The sequence below is a fragment of the Streptomyces sp. NPDC055400 genome, from assembly GCF_053644375.1.
Genome location: NZ_JBSHLM010000017.1, coordinates 1 through 15564, shown reverse-complemented (window position 1 = coordinate 15564; position 15564 = coordinate 1). Strand labels below are relative to the sequence as shown.

14 protein-coding genes and 1 pseudogene are annotated in these 15564 nt (G+C 72.9%); 5 read left to right on the top strand and 10 right to left on the bottom strand.

What is annotated here, in order from left to right; all coding sequences use genetic code 11:
• Positions 1–2: 2 nt before the first annotated feature.
• Both mycP and ACWIGU_RS35355 read right to left on the bottom strand, forming a co-directional pair.
• Positions 3–1172 (bottom strand): type VII secretion-associated serine protease mycosin, encoded by a 1170-nt coding sequence (mycP, locus tag ACWIGU_RS35360; protein ID WP_454405773.1) that lies wholly within the window; start codon positions 1170–1172, stop codon positions 3–5.
• Positions 1169–2473 (bottom strand): hypothetical protein, encoded by a 1305-nt coding sequence (locus ACWIGU_RS35355; RefSeq protein WP_454405772.1) that lies wholly within the window; start codon positions 2471–2473, stop codon positions 1169–1171. Before ACWIGU_RS35355 ends, mycP begins: the two co-directional genes overlap by 4 nt.
• 148 nt (positions 2474–2621) lie before the next feature.
• Here ACWIGU_RS35355 and ACWIGU_RS35350 point away from each other — a divergent pair, with 148 nt between their 5' ends.
• Positions 2622–3824 carry an amino acid deaminase/aldolase gene (locus ACWIGU_RS35350; protein WP_454405771.1) on the top strand — a complete coding sequence of 401 codons (1203 nt, stop codon included), beginning with the start codon at positions 2622–2624 and terminating at the stop codon, positions 3822–3824.
• A 15-nt stretch (positions 3825–3839) separates the two neighbouring features.
• Here the strand turns inward: ACWIGU_RS35350 and ACWIGU_RS35345 are convergent, their stop codons facing one another.
• From ACWIGU_RS35345 to ACWIGU_RS35325, 5 genes are read right to left on the bottom strand one after another with little or no spacing between them, the layout of a single operon-like run.
• A complete protein-coding gene (locus ACWIGU_RS35345) occupies positions 3840–4793 on the bottom strand; it encodes a DUF2510 domain-containing protein (protein WP_454405950.1) in 954 nt (317 codons plus the stop codon).
• 34 nt (positions 4794–4827) lie between these two features.
• Complete coding sequence (locus ACWIGU_RS35340; RefSeq protein WP_454405770.1) at positions 4828–6117, bottom strand: haloacid dehalogenase-like hydrolase; 1290 nt, start codon at positions 6115–6117, stop codon at positions 4828–4830.
• 33 nt (positions 6118–6150) lie between these two features.
• The gene (locus tag ACWIGU_RS35335; protein ID WP_454405769.1) at positions 6151–6930 is read right to left on the bottom strand and encodes a 3-oxoacyl-ACP reductase; all 780 of its coding nucleotides are present in this window, start codon (positions 6928–6930) and stop codon (positions 6151–6153) included.
• Positions 6927–8291, bottom strand: a complete 1365-nt coding sequence (locus tag ACWIGU_RS35330; RefSeq protein ID WP_454405768.1) for an aldehyde dehydrogenase family protein — start codon at positions 8289–8291, stop codon at positions 6927–6929. Before ACWIGU_RS35330 ends, ACWIGU_RS35335 begins: the two co-directional genes overlap by 4 nt.
• A 16-nt stretch (positions 8292–8307) precedes the next feature.
• Complete coding sequence (locus tag ACWIGU_RS35325; RefSeq protein WP_454405767.1) at positions 8308–9678, bottom strand: glutamine synthetase family protein; 1371 nt, start codon at positions 9676–9678, stop codon at positions 8308–8310.
• A gap of 86 nt (positions 9679–9764) precedes the next feature.
• On the opposite strand from ACWIGU_RS35325, the gene ACWIGU_RS35320 reads away from it, so the two are divergent.
• From ACWIGU_RS35320 to ACWIGU_RS35310, 3 genes and pseudogenes are all read left to right on the top strand, one after another.
• On the top strand, positions 9765–10490 hold the full coding sequence (locus ACWIGU_RS35320) for a FadR/GntR family transcriptional regulator (protein WP_454405766.1): 726 nt from the start codon (positions 9765–9767) through the stop codon (positions 10488–10490).
• A 373-nt stretch (positions 10491–10863) separates the two neighbouring features.
• Positions 10864–11302: pseudogene (locus ACWIGU_RS35315) on the top strand (amino acid permease); the annotation flags it as partial.
• Between the two features lie 23 nt (positions 11303–11325).
• Positions 11326–12021 carry a gamma-glutamyl-gamma-aminobutyrate hydrolase family protein gene (locus ACWIGU_RS35310; protein WP_454405765.1) on the top strand — a complete coding sequence of 232 codons (696 nt, stop codon included), beginning with the start codon at positions 11326–11328 and terminating at the stop codon, positions 12019–12021.
• Between the two features lie 15 nt (positions 12022–12036).
• Here the strand turns inward: ACWIGU_RS35310 and ACWIGU_RS35305 are convergent, their stop codons facing one another.
• The gene (locus tag ACWIGU_RS35305) at positions 12037–12978 is read right to left on the bottom strand and encodes a LysR family transcriptional regulator (protein ID WP_454405764.1); all 942 of its coding nucleotides are present in this window, start codon (positions 12976–12978) and stop codon (positions 12037–12039) included.
• Positions 12979–13048: 70 nt separating this feature from the next.
• Between ACWIGU_RS35305 and ACWIGU_RS35300 the strand changes: the two genes are divergently transcribed.
• Positions 13049–14206 carry a TDT family transporter gene (locus ACWIGU_RS35300; RefSeq protein ID WP_454405763.1) on the top strand — a complete coding sequence of 386 codons (1158 nt, stop codon included), beginning with the start codon at positions 13049–13051 and terminating at the stop codon, positions 14204–14206.
• Here the strand turns inward: ACWIGU_RS35300 and ACWIGU_RS35295 are convergent.
• Together ACWIGU_RS35295 and ACWIGU_RS35290 are read right to left on the bottom strand one after the other, a co-directional pair.
• Positions 14133–14873, bottom strand: a complete 741-nt coding sequence (locus ACWIGU_RS35295; protein ID WP_454405762.1) for a helical backbone metal receptor — start codon at positions 14871–14873, stop codon at positions 14133–14135. The two genes, ACWIGU_RS35300 and ACWIGU_RS35295, sit on opposite strands and share 74 nt — an antisense overlap.
• Positions 14870–15445 (bottom strand): helix-turn-helix domain-containing protein, encoded by a 576-nt coding sequence (locus tag ACWIGU_RS35290; protein WP_454405761.1) that lies wholly within the window; start codon positions 15443–15445, stop codon positions 14870–14872. Before ACWIGU_RS35290 ends, ACWIGU_RS35295 begins: the two co-directional genes overlap by 4 nt.
• Positions 15446–15564 lie beyond the last annotated feature (119 nt).

Here is a 15564-nt window from a genome sequence, read left to right as displayed (position 1 = left end):
GCTCACAGGACCGTGCGACGCCCGCGCCACAGGTAGACGGCGGCCGCGAGGAGCACGACGCCGAGGCCTCCCGCTACGGGACCCACCCAGCCGGTCGAGGCGTCGCCGTCGGGGGTGTCCGGTCCCGTGCCGAAGAACTTCTCCGAGTACGTGGTGGAGCGCAGGCCCTCGGGTTTGAGGGAGTCGCCCTTGCGGATCGCGGCGGCCGGGTCGACGAAGCCGAAGCCGAGGGAGTCGTCGCGGCCGCCCGAGGGGGCGTCGCGGGCGGTGTCCTCCAGGAGCTGCTTGATCTGCGCGGGCGTGAGCCCCGGGTGGGCGGCGCGGACCAGCGCGACGGCGCCGGACACGAAGGCCGAGGCGGCGCTGGTGCCCCAGCCCGAGTAGTACGTGCGGTCGGGGTCGGCGATCGCGATGGCGTTGCCGGGGGCGCTGACGGTGGCGTACCAGCGGCGCGTGGAGAAGGGGGCGCGGTGGAGGTAGCGGTCGACGGCGGTGGCCGTGATCACTCCTGGGTACGCGGCCGGGTACGAGATGTGGTCGCCCTTCTTGCCGCCGTTGCCCGCGGAGGCGACGACGACGGAACCCTTCTTCAGGGCGTACTGGACGGCGGCGTCCTCGGTGGCTTCCGGGTGGGCGGTGGCGGAGTCGTCGCCGAGGGAGAGGTTGATGACGTCGGCGCCGTGATCGGCGGCCCAGCGGATGCCGTCGGCGAGTGCGCTGCCCCGGCTGGAGCGGGCTTCCTTACGGGCCGGGTCGCCGTCCTCGAGGATCACGCGGACGGGCAGGATCTTCGCCTCGGGGGCGATGCCGAGTACGCCGTCGTCGCCGCCCGGGCCGTGGCCGTGGCCGGCGATGATCCCGGCCATGGCGGTGCCGTGCCGGGCCCAGGAGCGGTCGCCCCGCTCGGCGCCGAAGCCGACGAAGTCCTTGACGGGCAGGACGTTGCCCTTGAGGTCGGGGTGGGTGTCGTCCACGCCGGTGTCGAGGACGGCGACGGTGATGCCCTTGCCCTTGGTCGTGTGCCAGGCCTCCTCGGTGTGCATCGCGTCCAGGCCCCACTGCTGGGCGCGGATGGAGTCGGCGTGGGCGGTGGTCGACGGGAGCAGCGCGAGGGCCGCGGCGGCGGTGAGCGCGGTGGCGGCGTTCCGCCAGGCGGCGGCCGTGCGGGTCAAGACGGCTCCTCGGTGGCCTTGGCGACGGCGGCGCGCAGGCTTCGTTCGACGCGGTCGGCGATGCCCTGGGCCTCGAAGCCGAGGCCGGCCTGCGCGGGGGTCGTGACGCTGCCGGACTTCATGGCCTCGGCGGCGGGCTGCGGGTCGGTGACGGTACGGGCGTCGGCGAAGCCGGAGACGGCGTAGGCGACAACGGGGGCGTCGGTGAGGACGGAGAGGGTCCAGGAGGCGCGCTGGGCGTCGCCGAATCCGGCGGCGAGGGTGCCCTTCGCCGCGTACGGGCGGGGCACGAGGTCGGTCCTGCGGTCGAGGCCGTCCTCGGTGAACCGGGTGCGCAGCGCCTTCATGGCCTCCGTGTCCGCCTTGGTGAACAGCAGGCCGACGGTGGTGACATGGCTGCGGGTGGCGTCGGTGTAGGTGGCGCGCAGGAGGCGCAGGCAGCCGACGGGCCTGAGCGCCTTCTGCAGCAGCGGGTCGAAGGCGTTCTCGCAGGTGCTGTCCGGGGCGACGGCGATACGGGTCCAGGTGCGGTCGGCGCCGCCGGGTCCCGCTCCGTCGCCCTTGATGACGGGCGGGAACAGCCGGTCGACGGGGACGCTGTGCCACAGGGTGCCCGCGGCGGCGTACGAGCTCGGTGAGCCGGTGCTGCCGCCGCTGTCCCCGGTCAGCCAACTCCCGGTCGCCGCACCGCCGATGAGGCCGAGCCCGAGCACGGCGCAGGCCGCGGCGGCCGCGACGCGGGGCCGTATCCGGGAGCCGATGGGGCGCAGGCGGGTGGTGCTGTCGTCGTACGAGGCGGGGCGGGCGAAGAACACGAAGGGGCGGCCGGTGCCGGGTCCCGGGGTGAGGTCGACGGCCCCGACGGGGCGCCTTCCGGCAGGGGGCTCGCCCGGGATGCGCGGGGGCACGGCGGGGCGGGGGACGGTGACGTGCGGTTCGCCGGGGGCGCGCGGCGGCGCGGCGGGGCGGCGCGGGGGCGTGCCGTCGGGGCTCTGCGCGGCGGTGTCCCTGATCGGGCGCAGCCTGGTCGTGGTCTCCGTCGGGCGCTCGGGCGGCAGGGGGCCGGGGTGCGCCGGCCGGTCGCTCACGGGAGCCGCGGGCGCGCCCGGCACGGGCGGGGTGTCCGGAAAGCGGGCCGAGGCGGGGGGCGGCGGGGGTGTCTGGTCCGGCGCCGGAGTGTGCGGGGGGCGCGGGGGTATCGACGCGTCCGGGCCGGCCGAGGCGTCGGTCAACTCGTCGCGCGGCGTGGGCGGCTGGGAGGGGCGCGGCGGGATCGGCGCGCGGCGCGCTTGCGTGCTCATGCCTCCCCGTTTCCGTCCCGTTCTCGTCCTGCGTCCGCGTCACTCTACGGGCTGACGCGGCCTCGCAGGGACCCCGTACCGCAGGTCAGGACGATCTGCCCGGATCCTCCCCCTACCCCGCGGTAATCGTGTCTGGCAGGCTTCGGTCATGACACCGCGCGCAGCCGACAGGGCCCGCTACGACCGGGCCACCGCTCATCTCGACGCCCCGGTCGCGATCGTCGATCTGGAGGCGTTCGACGCCAACGCGGACGACCTGGTGCGGCGGGCGGGCGGCAAGCCGATCCGCGTCGCGAGCAAGTCGGTGCGCTGTCGCGCGCTGCTCGAACGGGTCCTGGCCAGGGACGGTTTCGCCGGGATCATGTCGTTCACGCTCGCGGAGTCCCTGTGGCTGGCGCGGTCCGGTTTCGAGGACGTGCTGCTCGCGTATCCGTCGGCGGACCGGGCCGGTTTCGCGGAGCTCGCGCACGATCCGAAGTTGGCGGCGGCGGTCACGGTCATGGTCGACGACCCGGCCCAGCTGCGGCTGATCGACGACGCGCGGGACGGCGGGCGCGAGGAGATCAGGGTCTGTCTGGAACTGGACACCTCGTGGCAGGTGCTCGGCGGGCGCGTGCGGGTCGGCGCCCGCCGCTCCCCGCTCCGCTCCCCCGCCCAAGTCGCCGACATGGCACGCGCCGTGGCCCGGCGGCCGGGGTTCCGGCTCGTGGGCCTGATGGCGTACGAGGGTCATGTCGCGGGTGTCGGTGACGCGGTCGCGGGGCGCCCGGTGCGGTCGCGGGTGATCCGGCTGATGCAGGCCGCGGCCCGTAAGGAGCTGACGGTCAGGCGGGCCGAAGTGGTGCGCGCGGTACGGACGGTGGCGCCGGACCTGGAGTTCGTCAACGGCGGCGGCACGGGCAGTGTGCAGCACACCGCGGCCGAGCCCGCGGTGACCGAGATCGCGGCGGGGTCGGGTCTCTATGTGCCGCGCCTGTTCGACAACTACACGTCGTTCACGGGCCGGCCCGCAGCCCTGTTCGCGCAGCCCGTGGTGCGCAGGCCGGGCGTCGGGGTCGTGACCGTGCTCGGTGGCGGCTACCCGGCGTCGGGCGCCGCGGGAGCCGACCGGCTGCCGGTGCCGTATCTCCCGGAGGGCCTGCGCTACGACCCCCAGGAGGGCCCGGGCGAGGTGCAGACACCGCTGCTCGGGGCGCCCGCCGACGATCTGCTGATCGGCGACAAGGTGTGGTTCCGGCACGCGAAGGCCGGCGAGCTGTGCGAGCGGTTCGACGTGCTGCGCCTGGTGGAGGGCGACACGGTGACGGCGACCGTGCCGACGTACCGCGGCGAGGGCTACACGTTCCTCTGAGGATTCCGGGACGGTTCACGGCGTGACGGTGGGGCCGATGCTGCTGCCCACGCCGCCGTCCGACCCGCTGTCGCCCGCCGCCCTGATGCCCTTGACGATGCGGTCCATGTCGGAGAGCGGTGGCGCGTCCTGGCCGGCGTCGACGGTGATGCGGACGGTCACGAGGGACTCGGAGCCGGCGCTGGAGGGGAAGACGACGGACTGGACGTAACCGCCGGGTCCCTTCGCGGTCTTCACCTTCCAGCGGACGAGGTAGCCGGCGCGCCCGGCGACCGCGGTCTGGCGGGCAGCGATCTGCTGGTGCGACTCGATGCCGCCGAAGGGCTGCTGGTTGATGCCGTTCTTGTCGTACGAGGCGTCGGCGGCGTCCTTGATGTCCCGTTCGGCAATGACTTCGGGTGAGGTCTCGTCGGTCCCGGTGACGGTGCGGGAGACGACGGTGCCGTGCCGGCACAGGCCTGAGTCGCCGGGGCAGTCGTAGGTGCGCGGGGTGGTGATCAGCATGTCGTCGTCGACGACGTTCTCGGCCTTCTGCCAGCCGTCGAGGACGGGGAGCGTGATGCCGTTGAGCTGGTCGACGACGGTGGACGCGTCCTCGGTGGGGGTGGGCCCGGCGCTGCTCGCCGTGGCGGTCGGGTCCGTGGGTGCCGGGGCGCTCGAGGTGGGTGACGTACGGCTCTCGGGGTCGTCGTCGCCGCGGCCGAGCAGGACGGCGCCGGTGGCGATGGAGGCGACGAGCACGATCCCGGCGGCGGCCAGGGCGACGGTCTTCGCGCGGCGGCCCGGGGCGGCGGGCGGGCGCTGGGGGCCCGTGGCCGGGAGCGGGGGCCCGACGGGCGGCCCGAAAGCCTGTGGCGCGGCCGGGGTGTTCTGCGGCTGCCGTCGGTGCTCGGTCCATTCGGCCCCGTCCCACCAGCGCTCGGTGGGCGGGGCCGCGGGGTCCGGGTACCAGCCGGGCGGGGGCGTCATGCTCATCCCGGCACTCTAAGTTGTGCGGGGAAAGTCAGTACACCGAGTCCGCCTGGTCCGGCACGACGGAGCCGTCCGGGCGCAGGACCGGGCCGAAGCCGCCATCGGGCTTGTTGTATGCGGCCGTGGAGCAGGGGTAGCCGCCGGACTTGCGCGGGAGCGGTTCGATGAACATGGGGTTCACGACCCAGCGCCCGTCGGCGTTGTCGTAGGCGCGGCACATCACCTCGTTCTTGTTGCGGTTGAGCACGAGGTGAGCTCCGGAGGCGTCGCCGACGAAGGTGACGTCGGTGTCGGCGTCCCCGCCCCCGAGCGCGATGCGCCGGCCCCGACCCTGCTTCTCCCAGGCGGACTTGCCCTTGATCCGGAAGATGTCCTGGTTGATCCAGCAGCGCTTGCCGTCGATGTACGGGATGGCCTCGCCCTGGGTGCGTCCGACCCCGCCGCAGCCTTCGTTGTACGTGGTGATGCGGCCCTCGCTGTCGAGGACGGAGCGGATGGCGATGGTGTGGGCGCGGTCGATGCCGACGCCGCCCCGGCCGCGCGACCACACCTCGGTCACGGGCTCGGACCCGGCCGACACGATGTAGACGTCGAACCCGGCCTTCTTCAGTGTGCGGATGAGGTCGCGCTGCTGCTCGTAGTAGCGGACGTAGCCGGGGATGGTGTGGGTGCCGAGGGTCTGGGTCGAGCCGACGGGGGCGGCGAGGGCCTCGCGGCGGGCCTGTGCGGCGTACGACTCCAGTTCGGGGACGGTGTGTCCGGCGAAGAGCTGTGGCACCCAGGCGTACTGGGGCACGGTGCGGCGATGGTTCCACTCGCCGGCGAACGCGGCCGCTCCGCTCATGGTCTTGCCGGATTCACGGATGTTGAAGATCTCGTCGGTGCAGTCGGTGTCGGTGGACGTCGGCAGGGGTGCGCCGACGGGGACGGCGGTGCCGCAGGCGGCGGTGAGGGCCTTGTCGGCGTCGTCGGTGAGCCACTTGCCGGTCTTCTTCCAGCTCGCGGGCCGCAGGATCTTGTCGTGCTTGAGCGACCAGGCGATCGTCACGTCGGTGACGTCGTTCTTGGAGACGGTGTTGTCCCAGTCGAACGCGGCGACAGGGCGGGGGCCGTGGTGGCCTGCGCAGGTCCCGCGCTCGTCGATCACGCGCTGGAGACTGGCCCGGTTCTGCCCGTACCACGGCAGCTTCTCCGAGAGCTGCGGGCAGGCCCGGTCGGTGGTGGGAGCGGACGTGGCGGCGGCCGCAGGAGAGACGGGAGCCGTGGCCACCAGGGCGGTGACCACGGCTGAAGTCCACGCGGCAACATCTCTGTTACGCATGCCTGGGGACCGTACACCTACATGGGGCACGGCCTACAGAGGCGTGACGTACGCCCCCGAGATCCCGCCGTCGACGAGGAAGTCGGTGGCGTTCACGAACGAGGAGTCGTCGCTCGCGAGGAAAGCCACGGCGGCGGCGATCTCGTCGGCGTCCGCGAAGCGGCCGACCGGGATGTGGACGAGGCGGCGCGCGGCGCGCTCGGGGTCCTTGGCGAACAGCTCCTGGAGGAGCGGGGTGTTGACCGGGCCCGGGCACAGGGCGTTGACCCTGATGCCCTCGCGGGCGAACTGCACGCCGAGCTCGCGGGACATGGCGAGGACGCCGCCCTTGGAGGCCGTGTACGAGATCTGGGAGGTCGCCGCGCCCATGCGCGCCACGAACGAGGCGGTGTTGATGACGGAGCCCTTGCCCTGCTGCCGCATGTAGGGGATGGCGGCCTTGCAGCAAAGGAAGACGGAGGTGAGGTTGACCTCCTGGACGCGCTTCCAGGCCTCGAGGCCCGTGTCCAGGATGGAGTCGTCGTCGGGGGGCGAGATCCCGGCGTTGTTGAAGGCGATGTCGACCGAGCCGTAGGTGTCGTACGCGGTCTTGAAGAGGGCCTCGACCTGCTCGGCGTCGGTGACGTCGACCTGGACGAAGGTGCCGCCGACGTCTTCGGCGGCCTTCTTGCCGGCGCTCTCGTCGATGTCGGCGCAGACCACGTTAGCGCCCTCGGAGGCGAGGCGGCGGGCGGTGGCGAGGCCGATGCCGCTGCCGGCTCCGGTGACGACGGCGGTGCGGCCGACGAGGCGGCGGCAGATGTTCTCTGTCACTGTGCGGGACCCTCCGTGCTGATGAAGACGTTCTTGGTTTCGGTGAAGGCGGTGAGGGCGTCGGGGCCCAGTTCGCGGCCGACGCCGGACTGCTTGTACCCGCCGAACGGGGTCGAGTAGCGGACGCTCGAGTGAGAGTTGACCGACAGGTTCCCCGCGCGGACCGCCCCGGCGACGCGCAGGGCGCGCCCCACGTCCCGGGTCCACAGGGATCCGGAGAGCCCGTACTCGGTGGCGTTGGCGAGCCGGATCGCGTGTGCCTCGTCGTCGAAGGGCAGGACGACGGCGACGGGCCCGAAGACCTCCTCGGCCGCGGCGGGCGCGTCGGGTGCCGTCTCGGTGAGGACCGTCGGCGGGAACCAGAATCCGGGGCCCTCGGGCGCGCTGCCCCGCAGGGCCGCCGCTCCCCCGTCGACGTACGAACGGACCCGTTCCAGCTGGGACTTGGAGATGAGCGGGCCCATCTGGGTGTTCTCGTCGGCGGGGTCGCCGACGACGACCGACTCGATCGCGGGCGCGAGCAGGCCGAGGAACCGGTCGTACACGGACCGCTGTACGAGGATGCGGGTGCGGGCGCAGCAGTCCTGGCCGGCGTTGTCGAGGAACGACATGGGGGTCGCGGCGGCGGCCGCCTCGATGTCGGCGTCGGCGAAGACGATGTTCGGGCTCTTGCCGCCGAGTTCGAGGGTCACGCGCTTCACCTGGTCCGCGCACTTGGCCATGATCTGTTTGCCGACGCGGGTGGAGCCGGTGAACACGATCTTGGCGATGCCCGGGTGCTCGACGAGGGCGGCTCCCGCCACGTCTCCCGCGCCGGGCAGGACCTGGAAGAGGTACTCGGGAAGCCCTGCTTCCAGGGCGAGTTCGGCGAGGCGGAGCGCGGTGAGCGGGGTCGCCTCGGCGGGCTTGAGGATCACCGCGTTCCCGGCGGCGAGGGCCGGGGCAGTGCCCCACGCGGCGATCGGCATGGGGAAGTTCCAGGGCGCGATGACCCCGACGACGCCGAGGGGTTCGAGGATCGTGATGTCGAGGCCGCCGGCGACGGGGATCTGCCGGCCGGTGAGGCGCTCCACTCCCCCGGCCGCGTAGTCGAGCAGGTCGCGGACGTTGCCGGCCTCCGAGCGGGCGTTGCCGATGGTGTGCCCGGCCTCGCGCACCTCGAGGCGGGCGAGTTCCTCGACGTGCTCGTCGACGACGGCGGCGAAGCGGCGCAGGAGGCGGGCCCGGTCGGCGGGGGCGGCGGCCGCCCAGTCGCGCTGTGCCCGGTGGGCCCGCAGCACCGCGGCGTCGACCTGGTCGCGGGAGGTCGCGTGGATCGTGGCGATGACTTCTTCGGTCGCCGGGTTGAGGATGTCGTGCACGCTAAAGCCTTTCGCCCTAGAGCCTTTCGAACGACCTGCGGAGTTCCCAGTCGGTGACGGCCGCGTCGAACGCCTCAAGTTCGACGCGCGCCATGTTGCGGTAGTGCGCGACGACCTCGTCGCCGAACGCGGCCTTGGCGATGGGACTGTTCTCCCACAGCTCGGCGGCCTCGCGCAGCGTCGTGGGAACGTGCTCGTACTCGCCGGTGTAGGCGTTTCCGGTGCACTCCTCGGGCAGTTCGAGCTTCTGCTCGATGCCGTACAGGCCGGCGGCCACGAGTCCGGCGACCGCGAGGTGCGGGTTGACGTCACCGCCGGGCAGGCGGTTCTCGAAGCGCATCGAGCGGCCGTGGCCGACGACGCGGAGCGCGCAGGTGCGGTTGTCGTAGCCCCAGGCGGCGGCCGTCGGCGCGAAGGAGCCCGGCTGGAACCGCTTGTACGAGTTGATGTTGGGCGCGTAGAGCAGCGAGAAGTCACGCAGCGCGGCGAGCTGGCCCGCGAGGAAGTGCCGCATCACCGGCGACATCCCGCCGGGGTCGTCCGCGGTCCCCGCCATGGCGTTGGTGCCGTCGGCATCCTGGAGCGAGAGGTGGATGTGACAGGAGTTGCCCTCGCGCTCGTTGAACTTGGCCATGAAGGTGAGCGAGACACCCTCCTGGGCCGCGATCTCCTTGGCGCCCGTCTTGTAGACGGCGTGCTGGTCGCAGGTGACGAGGGCCTCGTCGTAGCGGAACACGATCTCGTGCTGGCCCGGGTTGCACTCGCCCTTGGCGGACTCGACGACGAGCCCGGCCGCCGCCATGTCGTTGCGGATGCGGCGCAGGAGCGGCTCGATGCGGCCGGTGCCGAGGACCGAGTAGTCGATGTTGTACTGGTTGGCCGGCGTGAGGTTCTTGTAGCCCGCGTCCCAGGCCTGCTCGTAGGTGTCCTTGAAGACGATGAACTCGAGCTCCGTGCCGACGTGGGCGGTGTAGCCGAGTTCGGCGAGCCGGTCGAGCTGGCGGCGCAGGATCTGCCGGGGCGCGGCCACGACGGGCGAGGCGTCGTTCCACGCCAGGTCCGCGATGAGCATCGCGGTGCCGTCGTTCCAGGGGACGCGGCGCAGGGTGGAGAGGTCGGCGTGCATGGCGAAGTCGCCGTAGCCGCGGTCCCAGGAGGACATCTCGTATCCGTCGACCGTGTTCATCTCGGTGTCGACGGCGAGGAGGTAGTTGCAGCCCTCCGTGCCGTGGGCGAGGACCTCGTCGAGGAAGAAGCGGGCGGCGAACCGCTTGCCCTGCAGCCGCCCTTGCATATCGGGGAAGGCCAGGACGACAGTGTCGATCTCTCCACTCTCGACGAGGGACGTGAGCTCCTCGACGCCGAGCGGGGGTGTGCGGTCTGCCACGGGAAGGCCTCCTTCGGGCTTCTTCGGTCAGCCGGAAGCCATAAGGTATTGCGGAGAACCATTGCTTGGGAAGGGGGTACGGCCATATGTCGCACACCGATGACGAGGACCGGCTCACGCCGGTGCTGCGGCCCGTGCGGGCGGGCAACGGATTCGAGGAGGCCCTGGAGCAGATCCTCCAGGTCGTCCGGCTCGGCCTGGTGTCGGGTGGTGAACGCCTGCCGTCCGAACGGGAGTTGGCGGACCGGCTCGGGATCAGCAGGGTGACGCTGCGGGAGGTCCTGAAGGTGCTCCAGGACCAGGGCCTGGTCGAGTCGCGGCGCGGGCGCTACGGCGGCACGTTCGTGGTGGCGCGCACGGACGCGCCGGGCGAGGACGAGCTGCGCCGCCGTCTCAAGGACGTCGACGTCGAGGACGCGCTGCGCTTCCGCGAGGTCCTCGAGGTCGGGGCGGCCGGCCTGTGCGCCGCACACGGCCTCACCGGCGAACAGGCCGAACGGCTGCGCGGCGCCCTCGCGCGCACCCATGACGCACCCCTCGCCGACTACCGCCGCCTCGACACGCTGCTCCATCTCACGCTCGCCGAGCTGTGCGGGTCACCCTCGCTCACGGCTCAGTACGCGGCGGTGCGCGCGACGGTGAACGACCTCCTCGACTGCATCCCGCTGTTGGTACGAAACCTGGAGCATTCGCAGCGCCAGCACACGGCCCTGGTGGAGGCGGTGCTGGACGGGGACGCGGACGGGGCGCGGGAGATGATGCGCGAGCACTGCGCCGGCACGGCCGCTCTCCTGCGGGGCTTCCTGACCTGAGCCGGTGATGAACCGGCGCGTAACGCAGGGGTCTTGATTTCTTCGCACGCTCACCGCAAAGGTATGGATCCGCTCCATTGAGCATCCGCCGTACGACGGGGAGCCCGCGCCACGACCTTGGACACCCGGCACGCCCGCCCCACCGGTGAGACGGGGACGACCATCCGGAACGCAGAACGCAGAACGCTGCGCCGCGGCAGCGCGGGCCGGCTGCTCCTGACCGGGCTCGGCGTCACGTACGTCGCCTCCGGCGACTGCTCGGGCTGGAACTTCGGCCTGGCGCAGGGCGGCTTCGTCGGCCTCGGGATGGCCCTGATGGGCGTCATGTACGCGTGCATGGTGTTCTCGCTGGGGTCGCGGCGCTGCTCGTCGCCTCCCCCGCTTCCTGTCGCTCACCAGCCGGCGCAAGGCGCCGCACCTCGGACTGCTCGTGCCGGGCGCGATCGGCTTCGCGCCGGCGGCCGCGACGGGCGACGGTGCCCGCATGCTGAACGTCGCGGTGTTCGGCGCCACGATCTCGTACGCTCTGATGTCCCTGTCGCACATCGTGCTGCGGCGCCGGGAACCGGGCCTCGAGCAGCCGTACCGCACTCCGGGCGGCGTGCTCACGTCATCCGTGGCGCTGGTCCTCGCGTGCGCGGCGCTGGTCGCCACCTTCCTGGTGGACGTCACGGTGGCGCTGATCGCACTCGGGGTGTACGCGGTGGCGATCGGGTACTTCGGGGCCTGCAGCCGCAGGCATCTGGTGCGCGGGCCCCCGAGGAGGAGTTCGCGGCCTCGCGGCCACAGAGGCCGAACTGGAACGGGATTGACCACGGTGAGGGAGCACGGGCAGATGTTGAGCAGGCCGCTGATCGGTGTCAGCACCTACCTGGAGGAGAAGGCGAGCTGGGGCGTGTGGCAGTTGCCCGCCGCGCTGCTGCCCGCCGGGTACCCGCGGCTCGTGCAGTCCGCCGGCGGCCTCGCCGCGATGGTGCCGCCCGACGACCCCCAGTACGCGCCCTCGGTGGTCGCGCGGCTCGACGGGCTCGTCGTCGCGGGCGGGCCCGACGTGGAACCGGGCCGCTACGGCGCCGAGCGCGAGGACCGCACGGGGCCGCCCGCGGTGGAGCGGGACGCGTGGGAACTGGCCCTGATCCGTGCGGCGTTGGCGTCCGGCAAGCCGCTGCTCGGCATCTGCCGGGGCATGCAGCTCCTGAACGTGGCGCTCGGCGGCACGCTCACCCAGCACATCGAGGGACACGTCAAGGACATCGGCGTCTTCGGGAAGCACGCGGTGACGCCCGTGCCCGGGACGCGGTACGGCGAGCTGGTGCCCGAGGAGTCGGACGTGCCGACGTACCACCATCAGGCGGTCGACCGGCTCGGCCGGGGTCTGGTCGCGTCGGCGCACGCGGCGGACGGCACGGTCGAGGCGGTCGAACTCCAGGGCCTCACCTGGGTACTCGGCGTGCAGTGGCATCCCGAGATGGGCGAGGACGCGCGCGTGATGGGCGGTCTGATACGCGCGGCGGCGCGGGGCGGCTCCTGACGTCGCGGGTGAGGCTCAGGCCGGTCCGCGGGTGAGCGCGAGCAGCTCCCTGGCCGGCCCCACCGGGCGGTGACCGGTCGGCCAGACCGCCCGCAGGTCCCTGCGCAGCCGTACGCCTTCGAGCGGGATCTCGACGAGTCTGCGGGCGGCGAGCTCCTCGCCGACGGCCAGCTCGCTCAGGACGGAGGGGCCCGCGCCGCTCACCGCGGCCGCCTTGACCGCGGTCGTCGACGACAGCTCGATGAGGGGGCGGGCCAGGCCGCCGAGGGCCGCGTCGAGGACCTGGCGGGTGCCCGAGCCGCGCTCGCGCAGGATGAGCGGGGTGGCCGCCAGCTCGTCGGCCGAGAGCGGCTTCCTGCGCCGGGCCCACGGGTGTCCGGGGGCGGTGACCACGATGAGCCGGTCGTGGGCGATGACGGCGGCGTCCAGACCCGCGGGCACCGCGAGGCCCTCGACGAAGCCGACGTCCGCGTCGCCGGACAGCAGGCGCTCGGCGACCGCGGCCGAGTTGCCCGCGTGGAGCGACACCGCCGTGTCGGGGCGCTCCGCGCGCAGCGCGAGCAGCCAGTTCGGCAGCAGGTACTCGGCGATCGTCATGCTCGCGGCGACCCGCAGCCGCGAGTCGCGGCGGTCGCGCAGCGCCTGCGCCCCCGCGTCGAAGGCCGCCGCCGCCTCCACGATCCGGCGCGCCCAGTCCGTGACGAGGGCGCCCGCGTCGGTGAGCCGTGAGCCGCGCGGTGACCGGTCGACCAAAGCGACCCCGAGCTGGCGTTCCATGGAGCGGATACGGCTGCTGGCCGCGGGCTGCGTGATGCCCACCTCTTGGGCCGCCCGGCCGAGGCTGCCGAGCCGCGCCACGGCGAGGAGGAGTTCGAGGGCGCCGAGATCCGGGACCCGGTGGGCGAGCCCCGCCCCCGTCGTCGGACCGTCCGCCGTACCCGTCGTATCGCCACTCATAAATCCAGCTTATGCCCTCATAGAGGCATGGTCCCTGGTGGGGGGAGCGGCCGGCCACGACCGTGGGGTCATGGTCACCGCCGCCCAGCCGATCAGGGCCTCCCGCATCCCGTCGCTTCGATGTCCCGCCGTCCGCCATCTCGGCCCCAACTGGTACGCGTCCGTGATGGGCACCGCGATCATCGCGAACGCGGGCGCCGCGCTCCCCGTACACGTCCCGGGCCTGCGGGCCCTGTGCACCGCGATGTGGGCGCTGTCCCTCGTGGCGCTCGTCGCCCTTCTCGCGGCCCGTGCCCTGCACTGGAGGCACCACAGCGACCGGGCGAAGGAGCATCTGCTCGACCCGGCCGTGGCCCCGTTCCACGGCTGCCTCGCGATGGCACTGCTGGCCGTCGGCGGCGCGACGATGCTCGTCGGCCAGGACTTGATCGGAACGCAGGCGGCCGTCGCCCTGGACACGGTGCTGTTCACGGCGGGAACGCTGATCGGGCTCGTCGCGGCGGTGACCGTCCCGTACCTCATGGTGGCCAGGCACCGGATCGAGCCGGGTCAGGCCTCCCCCGTGTGGCTGCTGCCGGTGGTGGCGCCCATGGTGTCCGCCGCAGTCGGCCCGCTCCTCGTGCCCCATCTCCCGGCGGGCCAGTGGCAGCAGACGCTGCTCGTGGGCTGTGTCGCCCTGTTCGGGCTCAGCCTGATCGCCACGGCGGTGATGCTTCCGGTGATCTTCGCGCGCCTGGTGACGGCGGGACCGCTTCCCCTGATGCTCACGCCGGCGCTGTTCCTGGTGCTCGGCCCCCTCGGCCAGTCGACGACCGCCGTCAACAAGTTCGCCGACACCGCGCCGGGCGTCCTGCCAACCCCGTACGCGCAGGGGTTCGGCGTCTTCGCCGTGCTGTACGGCGTTCCCGTGATGGGGTTCGCGCTGCTGTGGCTGGCGCTCGCGGCGGCGCTCGTGGTGCGCGCGCGGCGCCGCGGCATGCCGTTCGCGATGACGTGGTGGGCGTTCACGTTCCCCATCGGCACGTGTGTCACCGGCGCACAGGGCCTCGCGAAGCACACGGGACTAGCCGTGTACGACGTGCTCGCTGTCGTCCTGTACGCCGTGCTCGTCGCCGCCTGGACCGTCGCCGCAGTGCCCACCGTCCGCGGCCTGATCAGCGGAGAGCTGCTCGCAGCGCCGCGCCCAGTACTTGAGGCGCCCGCGCCAACGACGGCCCGTACCACGTGAGATGACGCCCGCTGACGAGCGCGGCGGGCACCGGGAACTGCTCGGGCCCGTCGTCGCGCGTGAAGCGGTACGGCTCGTCGGGCAGCACCACCAGGTCGATGTCCGCCGAGCGCAACTCGTCGGCCGCCAGGCGCGGATAGCGCTCGCCGTGGTCCGCGTACACGTTGTCCACGCCGAGCCGGGCGAGCACGTCACCGGCGAAGGTGTCCCTGCCGAGCACCATCCAGGGGCGGCGCCACACCGGCACCGCCGCCCGCAGCCGCCGGGAGGGCGGTTCCAGCCCGCCCCAGGCCGCCGCGGCCTCGTCCAGCCAGCGGGGCCGGCGTGGCGAACCGCAGGCCCTGAGGACCCGCTCCAGCTCGCGCAGCGCGCCCGGCAGATCGCGGATCTCGGTGACGAGGACGTCGAGTCCCGCGGCGCGCAGGGCCACGAGGTCGGGCGCGCGGTTCTCCTCCTCGTTGGCGATCACCAGATCGGGGGCGAGGGCGATGATCCGTTCGACGGCGGGGTTCTTCGTGCCGCCGATCCGGACGAGGCCGCTGCCGAGGTCCGCCGGGTGCGTGCACCAGTCCGTGGCTCCGACGAGCACTCCGGGCAGGGTGACGGCGACGGCCTCGGTCAGCGAGGGAACGAGGGAGACGACGCGCGGGCCGCCGGGCACGGTCACCGCCCGGGTTCGTCCAGTGCCTCGATGTGTTCGGCCACCGCGACGACGAGCACGCGGGCGTCCCCGCCGGTGGCCCGCCAGCGGTGCCGTACGCCACCGGTCAGGTACAGGGTGTCACCGCGGCCCAGCCGATAGGCCCTGCCCTCGGCCTCGACCTCGACGGCCCCTTCGGTGACATGCATGAGCACGTCGTTGCGGAGCTGGAACTCGCGGCCCGGGTCGTGGTCGCCGATGAACTCCTCGGCGTGCAGCTGGTGATGACCGCGCACGAGGGAGCGCACGACGGCCTCGGGGGACGCGTCCTCGACGACCGTGGTGTCGTCGGCGCGCACCAGGTCCACGGTGTGGGCGGGGTCCGCGGCGGCCAGGAGCTCGACCGCCGTGGTGCCGAGCGCGTCGGCGACCTTCTCCAGGGAGCGCCGGCTCGGGCGGGCGCGTTCGTTCTCGACCTGGCTCAGGAACGGGACGGACAGGCCGCTGCGTTCGGCCACGGTGGCGAGGGTGAGCTCCTGGGCCCGGCGCCTGCGCCGCACGGCCGCGCCCACCCGAAGAGTCTCCTTGTGTTCGTCCATCCCTCCGGCTCCCTCCCGCGCGTCGTCACCTGCTCGGCTCCTTGCACCCTACGCAGGTTCGCCGGACGGTTTCATGTGAGCGGCGGAACGCGCGTGGGCGGCCGGTGCTGAACACCGGC

Bases quoted from the DNA above. Each gene is read 5' to 3' on its own strand.
- ACWIGU_RS35320 (WP_454405766.1), top strand. From the start codon at position 9,765: ATGTCGCACACCGATGACGAGGACCGGCTCACGCCGGTGCTGCGGCCC.
- ACWIGU_RS35345 (WP_454405950.1), bottom strand. From the start codon at position 4,793: ATGACGCCCCCGCCCGGCTGGTACCCGGACCCCGCGGCCCCGCCCACC.
- ACWIGU_RS35355 (WP_454405772.1), bottom strand. From the start codon at position 2,473: ATGAGCACGCAAGCGCGCCGCGCGCCGATCCCGCCGCGCCCCTCCCAG.
- ACWIGU_RS35305 (WP_454405764.1), bottom strand. From the start codon at position 12,978: ATGAGTGGCGATACGACGGGTACGGCGGACGGTCCGACGACGGGGGCG.
- ACWIGU_RS35340 (WP_454405770.1), bottom strand. From the start codon at position 6,117: ATGCGTAACAGAGATGTTGCCGCGTGGACTTCAGCCGTGGTCACCGCC.
- ACWIGU_RS35310 (WP_454405765.1), top strand. From the start codon at position 11,326: ATGTTGAGCAGGCCGCTGATCGGTGTCAGCACCTACCTGGAGGAGAAG.
- ACWIGU_RS35350 (WP_454405771.1), top strand. From the start codon at position 2,622: ATGACACCGCGCGCAGCCGACAGGGCCCGCTACGACCGGGCCACCGCT.
- ACWIGU_RS35290 (WP_454405761.1), bottom strand. From the start codon at position 15,445: ATGGACGAACACAAGGAGACTCTTCGGGTGGGCGCGGCCGTGCGGCGC.
- ACWIGU_RS35300 (WP_454405763.1), top strand. From the start codon at position 13,049: ATGGTCACCGCCGCCCAGCCGATCAGGGCCTCCCGCATCCCGTCGCTT.